General features: G+C 65.5%; 10 protein-coding genes and 1 tRNA gene. 7 read left to right on the top strand and 4 right to left on the bottom strand.

Going from position 1 to position 13,968, the window contains the following annotated elements:
- The 5 genes from tssF (at position 1) to VIF40_RS05220 (ending at position 8,826) form a co-directional block, all read left to right on the top strand.
- Positions 1-1,965, top strand: a complete 1,965-nt coding sequence (tssF, locus tag VIF40_RS05240) for a type VI secretion system baseplate subunit TssF (protein WP_331936466.1) — start codon at positions 1-3, stop codon at positions 1,963-1,965.
- Positions 1,962-3,191: a type VI secretion system baseplate subunit TssG gene (gene tssG / locus VIF40_RS05235; RefSeq protein ID WP_331936465.1), complete on the top strand. Its 1,230-nt coding sequence runs from the start codon at positions 1,962-1,964 to the stop codon at positions 3,189-3,191. The genes tssF and tssG overlap by 4 nt, the downstream gene beginning before the upstream one ends.
- The gene (gene tssH, locus VIF40_RS05230) at positions 3,188-5,818 is read left to right on the top strand and encodes a type VI secretion system ATPase TssH (RefSeq protein WP_331936464.1); all 2,631 of its coding nucleotides are present in this window, start codon (positions 3,188-3,190) and stop codon (positions 5,816-5,818) included. The genes tssG and tssH overlap by 4 nt, the downstream gene beginning before the upstream one ends.
- 227 nt (positions 5,819-6,045) lie before the next feature.
- Positions 6,046-7,389, top strand: coding sequence for a tetratricopeptide repeat protein (locus VIF40_RS05225; protein WP_331936463.1), 1,344 nt, complete (start codon positions 6,046-6,048; stop codon positions 7,387-7,389).
- Between the two features lie 9 nt (positions 7,390-7,398).
- Complete coding sequence (locus tag VIF40_RS05220; protein WP_331936462.1) at positions 7,399-8,826, top strand: FecR family protein; 1,428 nt, start codon at positions 7,399-7,401, stop codon at positions 8,824-8,826.
- A 194-nt stretch (positions 8,827-9,020) separates the two neighbouring features.
- Here the strand turns inward: VIF40_RS05220 and VIF40_RS05215 are convergent.
- A tRNA-Arg gene (locus tag VIF40_RS05215) sits at positions 9,021-9,097 on the bottom strand.
- A gap of 184 nt (positions 9,098-9,281) precedes the next feature.
- Here VIF40_RS05215 and VIF40_RS05210 point away from each other — a divergent pair.
- Together VIF40_RS05210 and cysE are read left to right on the top strand one after the other, a co-directional pair.
- On the top strand, positions 9,282-10,046 hold the full coding sequence (locus VIF40_RS05210) for an alpha/beta fold hydrolase (protein WP_331936581.1): 765 nt from the start codon (positions 9,282-9,284) through the stop codon (positions 10,044-10,046).
- Between the two features lie 25 nt (positions 10,047-10,071).
- Positions 10,072-10,908 carry a serine O-acetyltransferase gene (cysE, locus tag VIF40_RS05205; RefSeq protein ID WP_331936461.1) on the top strand — a complete coding sequence of 279 codons (837 nt, stop codon included), beginning with the start codon at positions 10,072-10,074 and terminating at the stop codon, positions 10,906-10,908.
- Here cysE and VIF40_RS05200 read toward each other — a convergent pair.
- The 3 genes from VIF40_RS05200 to parC form a co-directional block, all read right to left on the bottom strand.
- A complete protein-coding gene (locus VIF40_RS05200) occupies positions 10,877-11,197 on the bottom strand; it encodes a BrnA antitoxin family protein (RefSeq protein WP_331936460.1) in 321 nt (106 codons plus the stop codon). The two genes, cysE and VIF40_RS05200, sit on opposite strands and share 32 nt — an antisense overlap.
- A 4-nt stretch (positions 11,198-11,201) precedes the next feature.
- Positions 11,202-11,456, bottom strand: coding sequence for a BrnT family toxin (locus VIF40_RS05195; RefSeq protein ID WP_331936459.1), 255 nt, complete (start codon positions 11,454-11,456; stop codon positions 11,202-11,204).
- A 231-nt stretch (positions 11,457-11,687) separates the two neighbouring features.
- Positions 11,688-13,943: a DNA topoisomerase IV subunit A gene (gene parC / locus VIF40_RS05190; RefSeq protein ID WP_331936458.1), complete on the bottom strand. Its 2,256-nt coding sequence runs from the start codon at positions 13,941-13,943 to the stop codon at positions 11,688-11,690.
- Positions 13,944-13,968: the final 25 nt, after the last annotated feature.

The raw sequence follows: 13,968 nt of genomic DNA, 5'->3' as shown, positions 1-13,968 counted from the left end.
ATGAACCGAGAATTTCTCGATCTCTATAATCGCGAGCTCGATCTCTTCTACGAGCACGCCGCCGAATTCGCCGAAGAATATCCGGAGATCGCCAAGCGCCTCGGCGGCCTGCTCCGCGAGCGCGCCGATCCCATGGCCGCCGGCCTGCTGGAAGGCGCGGCCTTCCTCGCGGCGCGCGTGCAATTGAAGATCAAGCACGAGTTTCCGGAATTCGCCAATAATCTGCTGGAGCAGCTGGTTCCGCATTATCTCGCGCCGACGCCCTCGGCCCTGCTGGTCAAGGCGCTGCCGAAATATGGCGACTCCGCGCTCGCCGACGGTCGCTTGTTCCCGCGCGGCTCGCAGATCGACGCGACCTATGTCGAGGCCGACAAGGAAATCGCCTGCCGCTACACGCTGACCGCGCCGATCCGGCTCTGGCCCTTCGCCATAAAGTCCGCGGAATATTTTACCAGCGCCGCGGCGCTGCAGCCGCTCAAGATCAATGTGCGACGGGAAACGGTCGCGGGCATGCGCATCACGCTCATGGTCGCGACCACCTCCGACCCCGCCGATGACGCGCGCGAGAAAGCGGCGCCGCCCCAGCCCTGGTCGCTGTTCAGCGATAATAAGGCGACCGAGCTGCCCTTCTATCTCGCCGGGGCGGAAGCGCACGCCAATGCGATCTACGAGCAGATTTTCGGCCATTGCACGGGCGTGTGGTTCCGTTGCGTCGACGCCAACAATGACGCCACGGTGATCGAGGCGCCGAAGGATTGCCTCCGCCAGCTCGGCATGGACGAGCACGAATCGCTGCTGCCGCGCGACGACCGCATTTTCCGCGGCTTCGATCTGCTGCATGAATATTTTCTGTTCTCGCGAAAATTCCTGGGCTTCGAGCTCGCGCTCGACCGCAGAGCGACGAGCCGCCTGCCGGCGCGCGTGATCGACATCGTTTTCGGCTTCGACGAGGTCAACGCCGCGCTCGCCGCCAGTGTACAGAAGGACATGTTCGCGCTCTATGCGGCGCCGGCGGTCAATCTCTTCGAGATGGCGACCGACCGTGTCTCCATCAAAGCCAATCAGCACGAATATCACGTCGTTCCCGACAAGAGCCGCTATCTCGACTATGAGCCGCATCGGCTCGTCGACGTCTTCGCGCATTTTCCCGGCAGCGCCGAGAAGCGCCCGGTGCGGCCGCTCTACGCCTCCTCGACCGATCTGCGCGAGAAGAATGCGCTGCAATACACCATACGTCGCGCGCCGCGCCGACGAACGATCGAAGAGAAGCGCTATGGGCCGGCCGGAAATTATTTCGGCACGGATCTGTTCATCTCGCTGAGCGACACCGGCTCCTTGTCGGAGGAGAACGCCGGCGTCACCGAATTGAGCATTCGCGCCCTGTGCTCGAACCGGCATTTGCCCGAGCATCTGCCGATCGGCCAGAGCCGCGTGGATTTTCGTCTCGCCGACGATGTCGACGTCGATCTCGTCTGCGTCGCCGGCCCGACGCGGCCCGGCGAGCCCATCGTCTCCTATCAGCGACGCCGCACGGAGACCGCGCATACGGGGACCGTCTCCTGGCGGCTCATCAATATGCTGAGCCTCAATCACCTCGGCCTCACCGAGCGGGAGGCGGGCGACAATGCGCGCGCGCTGCGCGAAATATTGACGACCTTCACCGAGCCCAATGACGCGGCCGGCGAAAGGCGCGTGCGCGGCGTGCTGTCGGTGGAGAGCCGGCCGGTGGTCAGGCGCATTCGCTGCGGCGGCGGCGTCGGCCCGGCGCGCGGCACGGAAGTCACCGTCACTCTGGACGAGAAAGCCTTCGAGGGAACCGGCGCTTTTCTGCTCGGCGCGATCCTCGATCGCTTCTATTGCGAATACGCCGCCTTCAACCATTTCACGCAGCTCGTGCTGCGCACGAATGAGCGCGGCGAGATCATGCGTTGGCCGGCGCGGCTCGGCGCGCGGAGGGCGCTTTGAGCTATTTCGAAAAGATGAAGCGCGAGCCCTGGCGCTTCGATTTTCTCGACATGATGCGCCGCGTCGAGCGCAGCCTCGGCGAGCGCCTCGACGGCGACAGCGTGTTCGCGCAGCCGCGCCCGCGCATCGGCGACAGCGCCACGCGGCGCGACGAGGTCGTGCGCTTGCGCGCGCAGGAATTCGCGAAGGAGGTCGCGATCTCCTTCGGGCAAGAAGCGTGGATGGCCTTTCCCGGCTCGACGCTGCGCGAGATCACGCCGCGCTGGAACAAGCCGCTTCCGCGCGGCGAAACGCTCGTGCGAGACGAGACGCCGGCCGATCGCGCGCATATCGTCTCGGCCTTTCTCGGCCTGCTCGGCCCGCAGGGCCCGCTGCCCTATCATTTGACGGAAGAAGCGCACGCCTTCGCGCAGGCCGAAGATCCGTCCTTCATCCATTTCCTCGATCTCTTCAACAATCGCTTCATTCAATTGTTCTTTCGCGTCTGGGCCGATTCGCGTCCCATCGTGCAGGCCGACCGGCCGGAATATGATCGCTTCGGCGCCTATGTGACGTCCATGGTCGGCGTCGGCTCGCGAGCCTTCGATACGACGCGAGCCTTCGAGACCGCGCCTGCAAAGCAGGACGGCGAGCGCCGCGAGACCTTCATACCGGAGGGCGTCGGGCTCTATGCGGGACTGCTCGGCTGCCAGGTCAAATCCGCCTCGCGCCTGCGCCAGGCGATCCGCGGCATGCTTCGCGTCGAGACGGAAATCGACGAGTTCATCGGCTCCTGGCTCGCATTCGACGAGACGGAGCGCTCCAAACTCGGCGGACGCAACAGCACGCTCGGAACGGATTTCCTCGTCGGCGCCGCGTCGTTCAGCGTGCAGGACAAGTTCCGCATCCGGCTGTTCGTCACCGATATGGCGCAATATCAAAAGTTCCTGCCGATCGGCGACGATTGCGACCGGCTGGTCGATATTTTGTTCTTCTATGTCGGCGACGAGCTCGATTGGGATGTCGAGCTCGCCCTGCCGGCGCGCTGCGTCGAGCCGATCAGGCTCACATCCGGCTCGGCCGCGGGGTCGGCAGGCGGCGCGCGTCTCGGCTGGACGAGCTGGCTCGTCGACGAAAGCGCATCGAAGAAAGACGGCTATCGCGCCGACGCCCGCTTCCAGCCTGCGGAGCGCAAAAGGCATGAGCGCGAAAAAGCCAGACGCGAAGCGGAGGCGACCAGATTATGACCGACATTGGACTCGAGACAGTCACCGGCAAGCTCAATCTCGTCGGATTCGAGACGATCGCCAAAGCGCATCGCCAAGCGAAAAGCCTCGGCAATCGCTATGTGGAGCTCGCCCATTGGCTGCTGCACATGCTCGAGAAGAACGGCTCCGACGTCGACATCGTCGCCGATCATTTCAATCTCGATCGCGCCAAGCTGCTGATCGATGTGGAGAGCGCCATCGACGGCCTGACGCCGAGCCAGACGGAGACGCCCTATTACTCCGGCGCGGTGATCGAGGCGCTCGACCGCGGCTGGCACTATTCCACTCTCTTCTTCGCCGAGGCGCAGATTCGCACCGGCCATGTGCTCGTCGGCGTGCTGAAGACCGAAAGGCTGCGCACCGCGCTGCTCTCGGTCTCGCGCGAATTCGGCAAGATCGCCGTCGATGCGCTGCTCGACGAGCACAAGAAGATTCTCGCCCGCTCGGACGAGGAGAATCTGCGTCCTGTCGACGGCAGCGGCCTCGCGCCGAGCGCCGGCCCCGCCGGCGAGACGCGGGGGCAGACCGCGCTCGATCGCTTCTCGCAGGATTTGACCGCCAGAGCGCGCTCCGGCGAGATGGACCGCATTCTCGGCCGCGACGAGGAAATAAGAAAAATCGTCGATGTGCTGATGCGCCGCCGGCAGAATAATCCGATTCTCACCGGCGAGGCCGGAGTCGGCAAGACGGCGGTGGTGGAAGGATTCGCGCAGGCGATCGTCTCCGGCGACGTGCCGCCGCCCTTGCGCGGCGTCACGCTGCGCGCGCTCGATGTCGGGCTGCTGCAGGCCGGCGCCTCGATGAAGGGGGAATTCGAGCAACGGCTGCGCTCGGTCATCGACGAGGTGCAGAAATCGCCCAAGCCGATCATTCTGTTCATCGACGAGGCGCATACGCTGATCGGCGCCGGCGGCGCGGCCGGCACGGGCGACGCCGCCAATCTGCTGAAGCCGGCGCTCGCGCGCGGCACGCTGCGCACCATAGCCGCGACGACATGGAGCGAGTATCGGCAATATTTCGAGAAGGACCCGGCGCTGACGCGGCGCTTTCAGCCGATCCAGATCGACGAGCCGGACGCCGCGCGCGCCGCCGCGATGCTGCGCGGCATTCTCGCGCCCATGGAGAAGCATCATGGCGTGCGCATCTCCGACGCCGCCGTCACCGCCGCCGTCACCTTGTCGCAGCGCTATATTCCGGCGCGGCAATTGCCGGACAAGGCGGTGAGCCTGCTCGACACGGCGAGCGCCCGCGTCGCCATCAGCCAATCGACGACGCCCGCCGCCATCGCCGACAAGCGTGTGGAGATCGACCATCTCGCGCAGGAGAAGGCGGCGCTGCTCGCCGATCGCGATCTCGGCGCCGACACGCGCGCGCGCGTGAACGAGATCGACGATGCGATCGCGGCGGCGAAGGACAGGCTCGGGGTGCTGGACCGCGCCTGGGAACACGAAAAATCCATCGTCGACGAGGTGCGCTCGCTGCGCGAGATTCTCGCGCAAACGGAGGAAGAGACCGCGCAGGAGAGCGAGCGCGCCAGACTGACGGAAAAGCTCGACGCGCTGGCCGCGCTCGATCCGGAGACGCGCGCCATCTATCCGCATGTCGACGAGCAGGCGGTCGCCGCCGTCGTGTCGGATTGGACCGGCATTCCGGTCGGCCGCATGGTGAAGGACGAGATCGAGAACATCCTCCGCCTGCCGGAAATATTGAACAAGCGCGTCGTCGGCCAGAGCCATGGCCTGGCGATGATCTCCAAGCGCATCGAGACCAATCGCGCGCGGCTCGACAATCCCAATAAGCCGATCGGCGTGTTCATGCTCTGCGGCCCCTCCGGCGTCGGCAAGACCGAGACGGCGCTGGCGCTCGCCGAGGCCATCTGCGGCGGCGAGCAGAATATCATCACGATAAACATGTCGGAGTTTCAGGAGGCGCACACCGTCTCCACGCTGAAGGGCGCGCCTCCCGGCTATGTCGGCTATGGCGAGGGCGGACGCCTCACCGAGGCCGTGAGGCGCAAGCCCTATAGCGTCGTGCTGCTCGACGAGATCGAGAAGGCGCATCCCGATGTGCATGAGATTTTCTTCCAGGTCTTCGACAAGGGGCAGATGGAGGATGGCTCGGGGCGGCGCATCGATTTCAAGAACACGCTGATCATCCTCACCTCCAATGTCGGAACCGATCTCATCATGGAGCTCGGCGCCGATCCCGCCTATCTCGACGATCCGGAGGCGCTCTCCGCCGCGCTGCGGCCGGAGCTGCAACGCGTCTTCCCGCCCGCGCTGCTCGGGCGCATCGTCGTCATTCCCTATTTCCCGCTGTCGCCGGATATGCTGTCGGGCATCGTGCGGCTGCAATTGAATCGCATCGGCAAGCGCATCGAGGAGAACCACAAGGCGGCCTTCGTCTATGACGACGCCGTGGTCGATCACATCGTCGCGCAATGCAATGATCCGGATTCCGGCGGACGCATCATCGACAACATCATCACCAACACGCTGCTGCCGTCGCTCTCGCGCGAGTTTTTGAAGCGCTCGCTGGCCAAGGAAGAGCTGCGCGAGGCGCGGGTGACGATGGCGGACGGCGCGTTCGGATATGAGTGGAGGTGAGATCGTTTCGGCGCTCGGCGTCGGCCCGATCGATCATCTCTCGCCCCGTCGATGCGCGCGAGCATGAAGCGGGAGATCGGCCTCGATCGCCGGGTCGGATCGAGGCTCGATCGGAGTCGGGGCTTGGTCGGGATCGCGACTCTCGTGCCTTAAAATTGGCGCAATCGAGCAACCATTTGGACACATAAGCGCCATCGATGAGACGTGCGCGTCCGGGACGAGAGTTCGTGAGACACAGACAAATCAGCGCATTGGCTCTGACGGCTTGCGTCCTGCTCGGAAGAACGACCGCGTCCGCGCAATCCGAGCCCCCGGCGCCGCAGTCCGAATTGGAGCGTCTGGCGGCTCATGTCCGCACGCATCCGACCGATTACGAGCAGACTTTCACCTATATTCGGCTCGCGACCGAGCTGCACGACGAAGCCGCGATCGGCGCGCTCGAGCGCTTGCTCATGTACAATCCCCGCCTCGGCCTGGCGCGCAAGGAGCTGGGGTTTCTCTATGCGCGGATCGGCGCCGCGCAGAGCGCCGTGTCCAATCTGCGCGCCGCGTTGAAATCGACCGATCTCGATCCCGCGCAAAAGGCGCAGATCGAGGCGCAGCTTCCCGATATCGAGCGGCAGACTCAGGCCAGCCGCCTCTCGGGAAGCCTGCAAATCGGCGTGCGGACGCAATCCAACGCCGCCTATCTGCCGTCGAGCGGTCTCTTCGACATCGGCGGCGTGCAGTCGTTCGGCGGCGCGACCGGGCGCCAATCCGACGCCAACACATTCGAGCAGGCGCAGATCGCGCACGACTATGATTTCCAGACTCAGCGCGGCGATAGTCTCGAAACGCGCGGGCTGGCCTATGCGACGCAGCAATTCTCGCTGTCGCAATATAATGTCGCCTTGTTCTCGCTCTCGGTGGGGCCGCGCCTCGCCCTTGCGGAGATCGCGCCCGGCCTCACGGTGAAGCCCTATGTCGCGAGCTCCGCCTCGCTCGTCGGCAATCTGAATTATCTCAACACCGGCGGCGCCGGAGTCGGCCTGCGCCAGACTTTCGGCGATCGGCTCGCGCTCGAGCCCGGCTTCGAATGGACGCGGCTCTGGGTGAATTCGGGGTCTGCATCCGGAAGCAGCACGCAAACCGTGGCGACGATCGCCAGCGGCGATGTGCTCACCGGCTCGCTCGGCGTCAGCCTGCGCATTTTCGACACGGTGCGGCTCGAGGGGCGCGGCGCCTTCTCGCGGGCCGCGGCCTATGTCGCCGTGCAGGCGTCGAACCAGCTCGATCTACAGGCGATGTTGCGCCTCGAGGTCGATCCGCCGCTCCCGGAGATGCCGCGACGCTGGACCATCGCGCCCTATGCGCGCTTCACGCAGATCACCTTCGACATCGCCAATCCCGCGCTCGATCCCTTCCGTGTGAGGCGCGACGACGCCTGGACCTACGGCCTCGCGCTGGACGCGCCGATCACCGCGCAGCTGGGCGTCTCCGGCCATCTCGAATTTCTGCGCAATGATTCGAATATCTCCAGCTTCAAAATGCAGAACGTCTCGCTGACGTTCGGGCCGACCGCGAAATTCTAGGGAGATTCTATGCGAAATCGGCCCTCTGTCGCGCTGCTCGCGCTTTTGTGCCTCGAGGCGACGAATGTCCGCGCGGATGTCGTCGGCAATGTCGGCGCGGTCAATCCGGCGGCGCAGGGAACGCCGCCCGGCGGCGGCGCCAAAGGCCTGACGCTCGGCGCCGGAGTCGTCGACCGCGAGCGCATCGACACAAAATCGGACGGCCGCGCGCAAATCGTCTTTCTCGACAAATCGACGCTCGGCGTCGGAGCCGACAGCTCGGTGACGATCGACCGCTTCGTCTATGACGCGGCGGCCGGCGCCGGCAAGCAGAGCCTGTCCATCGCCAAGGGCGCGCTGCGCTTCATCGGCGGCGAGGTGAGCCATGGCGCCGGCATGGAGATCAAGACGCCTACCTCGACGATCGGCGTGCGCGGCGGCATGGTGCTGGTGCGCGTCGGCGGCGCCGATTGCGGAGAGCGCGCGCCGCCCGTTGGCGGCTGCGACGAGATCGTGCTGCTGAACGGCGTCGCCGTGATCGTCACCGCCAAAGGCCGAAGGCTGCGCCTGACCCGCCCGGGCTATGGCGTGTTCGTCGACGCGGAGAGCGGCGACATTTCCGATCCGGCGCCGGCGGGGGAAGCCGCCATAGACGGTTTCGACCAGCAATTCGCCAGCCTGCCGGGCCAGACCGGAGGCGCGAGCCTCGGAGCCCTGCCGAGCGATGCGCAGGCGATCGCGCGTCTCGGCGCCATTCGCGAGCCGGATCGCACGCCCTGGGCCGGTCTCGGAGCGATCGGCGCACATTGGGGCGGCGCCGGCATAGCGCAGAGCCGCGCCCAGACGAATAATCAGACGGTCGCGACCCATACGCAGCAAGCGATCGCGGCGGTCGTCGCCACGCAGAATGCGGCCGTCCACGCCACGGCGAGCAATGGAGTCGGCTCGTCCGGCGTCGCCTTCGATCCGTCCAATCCCGCCAGCGGCGCGGTGGGCGCGCTGTTCTCCAGCGGATTTTGCGTCTGGGGCTGCGTGACGCCGACGCTCGTCTCGCAGAGCGTCTCGGGCTCCGCTTCGGTCATCACGCTACAGGCGACCTTCCCCGGATACGGCTATTTTCTGATCGCTCTGACCGTGAACGCCGCCAGCGTCAATTATTCTGCGGCGCAGACCTCCGCGAGCTTCAGTGGCGCGATCGCCGCGAACATCGCCTATCATCCGGCGAATGGCGGCGCGGTGCAGACGAACACCTATAATCTGGTCGTCAGCGAGAATCTGAGCTGGTCGGGAGCGGTGTCGGCGAATGGCGCGCCGACGACATTCACCGTCAGCGGCAGCGACACGCTGAATTTCGTGAATGCGTCCGGCATCGTTCTCGAACCGCCGGCCACATCGACCAACGCCTTCTTCAGCCTGCCGGACGGCTTCACGCAGAGCTTCGACTTCTCCTATCCGTGACGGGCGGCGTCTCCGCCGCAGCGGGCGCGGAGCCGGCCTCGGTCCTGGGAAGCGACGCGCATCGCCGCAGGCCGCGCTCGAGCGCCTTCACAAAAAAAATCACGATCGAACGGAAGAGCCTATCGTCGCGCTCGGCCGCGGACAGGCTGTCCGTCGCCGGAGACCGGCGCTGGCGCCGTCGATTTGATAGGAAATGGCGCGCCCGAAGAGATTCGAACTCCTGACCCCCAGATTCGTAGTCTGGTGCTCTATCCAGCTGAGCTACGGGCGCCCGCGGTCCGTTCTGCGCCCGAAGGACGAGTGGAACCGGCGAGGTGGTCGTTTAGCGGCTACGAGGCCGCTTGGCAATAGAAAGATATTTCGTGACACAAGACGCTTGCGCTGCCCTAAGGCTGCGATAATTACCGACGATCCTGATGCCAACGCTCCTTGAATGTAATAAAATAGGATTGATGATGGACGAGTTCGGGTCGAACGGCGCACAGATCGCCTATATCGATTTTCCGCCGCTGACGGAGGATCGACATGAGCCGATCGTCCTCATTCACGGCTTCGCCTCGACGCATGCCGTGAATTGGCTTTTCCCCCAATGGGTCAAGACCCTCACCGAGGATGGGCGGCGCGTCATCGTGCTGGACAATCGCGGGCATGGCCGCTCCGAGAAAATCTACGATCCGGCGGCCTATGAGCTCTCGCACATGGCCGGGGACGTCGCCGCGCTGCTGGCCCATCTCGAGGTCGAGCAGGCCGATGTCATGGGCTATTCCATGGGCGCGCGAATCGCCGTCACGCTGGCGCTCGACCATCCGCAGCTCGTGCGCTCCCTGATCCTCGGCGGCATCGGCGTCAATCTCGTGACCACCGGCCTGCCGCGCGGCCTCCCGGAGGCCATGGAGGCCGAGCGCATAGAGGATATCGACGATCCTCTGCTCAAAATGTTCCGTGGCTTCGCCGAGGCGACGCGGGGCGATCTTCGCTCGCTGGCGGCCTGCGCGCGGGGCCCGAATCAGATCATCGACCGCACGCGTCTCGCCGGGATCGCGACTCCGGTGCTGATCTGCGTCGGCACGCGCGACGAGGTGGCCGGCGATCCGCATCCGCTCGAGCCGCTGTTCCCGGACGCCCATGTCGTCGATATTCCCGGCCGCGACCATAATCGCGCCGTCGGCGACCGGGTGTTCAAGCAGGCCGTGCTCGATTTCCTCGCGCAACGCGAATAGGGCTAGGCGAGGCGGACCGATAGCGATGGCGAATGACCGCGGCCCGGCTCAGCTCGTCGCCCTTTCCGGCGTCGATCCGCTTTTCGCGCGCCTGTCCGGCGAGGCCGAGGCCGCCGCGACCCGCGAGCCGAATATGGCGGCCTTCCTCTATGCGGCGATTCTCGCGCAGGACAGTCTCGAGGGCGTCGTCGCACATCGAATCGCCCAGCGCCTCGCCGCGCCGGACCTGCCGGCGGCGGTCATCCAGCGCCTCTGCCTCGACCAGATGGCGCGCGACCCCGCCTTCTCCACCGCGTTGCGCGCCGATCTAATGGCCGTTTTCGACCGCGACCCGGCCTGCACGCGCCTGCTCGAGGCGGCGCTCTATTTCAAGGGCTTCCACGCGATCCAGAGCTATCGCCTCGCCCATGCGCTGTGGCGCTCCGGCCGCAGCGATCTGGCGCTCTGGCTGCAGAGCCTGTCCTCGGCGAAATTCCAGACCGACATCCATCCACAGGCGCGAATCGGCGCGGGCTTCTTCCTCGATCACGCGACCGGCGTGGTGATCGGCGCGACCAGCGTCATCGAGCACGACGTCTCCATGCTGCATGGCGTGACGCTGGGCGGCTCCGGCACGGCCGGCGGCGCGCGCCATCCCAAGGTGCGCCATGGCGTGCTGATCGGCGCGGGAGCCAAGCTGCTCGGCGACATAGAGATCGGCGAGCGCGCGCTGGTGGCGGCGGGCTCGGTGGTGCTGGAATCGGTGCCGGCGCACAAGACCGTGGCCGGCGTGCCGGCGCGCGTCGTCGGCGACGTCGGCGCGGCGGAGCCGGCGCTGACGATGGATCAGATCATCGACGAGTCGCACGATCCGGGGTTGTAGCGTTCCCCGCGGGTGGCTGCGATTTGCGATTCGCCTGCTCCACATAGGAGCGTAGGACGGCGTTGATCTTGGTCTGATATCCTTTGCCCTGCCGACGAAAGAACTCGAGCACATCATGGTCGACGCGCATGTTGAGCACGGCCTTCGGCTGCGGGAGCTCCACCGAAGCGGTCGACCAATCGACGATCATGTCGGCTTCGTCAGGGTCCGAAGCAATAGCGGCTTCGATCTGCTCTTGGGTCAGGGCCTCTGCGCGCTTCCAATCGCTCTCATCGCGCAAAGACCGCAATTCTTCATCCGTGCGCCTGACGATACGCTCCTTCTTCGGCGTGGCGCGCTCGCCTGAACGAGATGACTCGGCGCGTCTCGCCGCGCCAAGTCCAGATGATCGTGTAGAATTTTTCATCGATACGGCCCACTGTCACAAATCTCGCCTCTGCTGCATTCGGTGATCGCGCCGTCGTCGGTCTGCCATCGAAAAGCAGCCGAGCCGCGGCGAAGTCGAGCCCGTGCTTGGCGACATTGCGATGCGCTTGTTCTCGTCCCACTCGAGCATAGCAATCTATACTTATTGTCTACACAATCAACCCTCGGAAGGCTCGACGGAAGCCGCCTTCGGCTTCTCGGCGACCGCTTCGATCACTGAAAGTGGCGTAGAGACGAGATATGCGAGAGTGAGGCGGCTCCTGGTCGCTTCGTCGATCGCGCCGACCGCCGCAAGGTCCTCTGCGATCTCATGAAGCGAGCGGAGCGCTTCGCTGCGGAAACGCCTCTCCATTTCACCCCCCGAATCGATTGCTCTTCGGGAACCCCCGCGGCGGCAAACGCCCCGCTTCCGCCCTATGCGCGATCCATTCGCCGAGCTCGCGCTTCTCCACGGTGAAGGTCCGCCCGGACGAATCGACCCAGGTCAGCCCATCCGCCAGCGCGAAGACCTTGGCGTCGGCGACGCCGCCGTCCTTGTAGCGCTGCAGACGCACGCCCTTGCCGCGCGCCATTTGCGGCGCCTCGGCGAGCGGGAACACCAGAAGCTTGCGGTTCTCGCCGATGATGGCGACATGGTCGCCCTCGGCGGGCGTGACGATCCGCAGCTTGGACGGCGGCTCGACATTGAAGACCGCGCGGCCCTTGCGCGTCGTCGCGACGAGATCGTTCTGCGCGACGATGAAGCCGCGCCCGTCGTCGGCGATCAGCAGCAGCAGCGCGTCCGGCGTCTGCAGCAGCACTTTCACGATCGCCGCATCCTCGTCGATATCCGCCATCAGCCGGATCGGCTCGCCATAGCCGCGCCCGCCCGGCAGCTTGGCGGCGTCCAGCGTGTAGGCCTTGCCATTGGAGGCGAGCGCCAGCACCTTCGACGTCGTCTGCGCGAAGAAGGAGGTCTCCAGCCCGTCGTCGCCCTTGAGCTGCAATTGCGTCAGATCGGCCACATGGCCTTTCAGCGCGCGTATCCAGCCCTTCTGCGTCACGACGATGGTGATCGGCTCGCGCTCGATCAGCGCCTCGGCGAGATCGATGTCGGTCGCCTCGGGCGCGTCCTCGAATGTCGTGCGCCGCTTGCCGAGCTTGGCGTCGGCGTTGATCGTCTTCTTCAGCTCGCGAATCTGCGTGGTGATCGTCTTCCACTGCTTGGCCACATCGGCGAGCAGCGATTCGACCTCCCTCTTCTCCTCGCCGAGCTTGTCACGCTCCTTGCGCAGCTCCATCTCTTCCAGCTTGCGCAGAGCGCGCAGCCGCGTGTCGAGAATATAATCCGCTTGCAGATCGGAGAGCGCGAAACGCGCCTTCAACGCCTGCTTGGGCTCGTCCTCCTCGCGGATGATGCGAATCACCTCGTCGAGATTGAGGAAGACGATGATCATGCCGTCGAGCACCTCGAGCCGGCGCACGATCTCCGCCAGACGATGGCGCGAGCGGCGCTCCAGCACCTCGCGGCGATGATCGAGCCATTGGCGCAGCGCCTCGTCCAGCGAGACGACGCGCGGCACGGCGCCGTCGACGAGCACATTCATATTGACGGGGAAGCGGATCTCCAGCTCGGAGAGCTTGAACAAGGTCTCCATCATCAGCGCCGGATCGACGGCGCGCGTGCGCGGCTCGATGACGACGCGCACATCCTCCGCCGATTCGTCGCGCACATCGCCGGCGAGCGGCGCCTTCTTCTCGACGATCAGCTCGGCGAGCTTCTCGATGAGGCGCGACTTCTGCACGCCATAGGGAACCTCGGTGACGACCGCGACCCATTGCCCGCGCGCGGTCTCCTCCTTGTGCCAGCGCGCGCGCAGGCGGAAGGAGCCGCGCCCCGTGCGATAGGTCTCGACGATCTGCGGGCGCGGATCGACGACGATGCCGCCGGTCGGGAAATCCGGTCCTTGCACGAAGGTCAGCAATTGCTCGGCGGTGGCGTCGCGATGCGAGATCAGATACAGCGCCGCATCGCAGAGCTCGCCGAGATTATGCGGCGGAATGGACGTCGCCATGCCCACGGCGATACCCTGCGCGCCATTGGCGAGAAGATTGGGGAAAGCCGCCGGCAGCACCACCGGCTCCTGCTCCTCGCCCGAATAATTGGGGCGAAAGTCGATGGCGTCCTCGTCGATGCCCTCGAGCAGCAGCCGCGCGACCGCGGTCATGCGCGCTTCCGTGTAGCGATAGGCGGCGGCGGCGTCGCCGTCGACATTGCCGAAATTGCCTTGCCCGTCGACCAGCGGATAGCGCGAGGAGAAATCCTGCGCCAGCCGCACCAGCGCGTCATAGATCGCCTGATCGCCATGCGGATGGAAGGAGCCCATCACATCGCCGACGATCTTCGCGCATTTCTTGAACGGCGTGTTGGGATCGAGCCTCAACACCTGCATGCCGTAGAGAATGCGGCGATGCACGGGCTTCAGCCCGTCGCGCGCATCCGGCAATGCGCGGCCGGTGATCGTCGAGAGCGCGTAAGTGAGATAGCGCTCCTCGAGCGCCGTGCGCAATTGGACCGGCAGCGCGTCGCCGCCGCCATCGTCGCCAGTCGTCGTTCCGCTCTTCGCCATATCGCCGACCCCCGCCCTTTCGGCG

This window comes from Methylosinus sp. (assembly GCF_036560965.1).
In the GTDB taxonomy this organism is placed as follows: Bacteria; Pseudomonadota; Alphaproteobacteria; order Rhizobiales; family Beijerinckiaceae; genus Methylosinus.
This window is presented reverse-complemented; position numbering and strand designations above follow the sequence as displayed.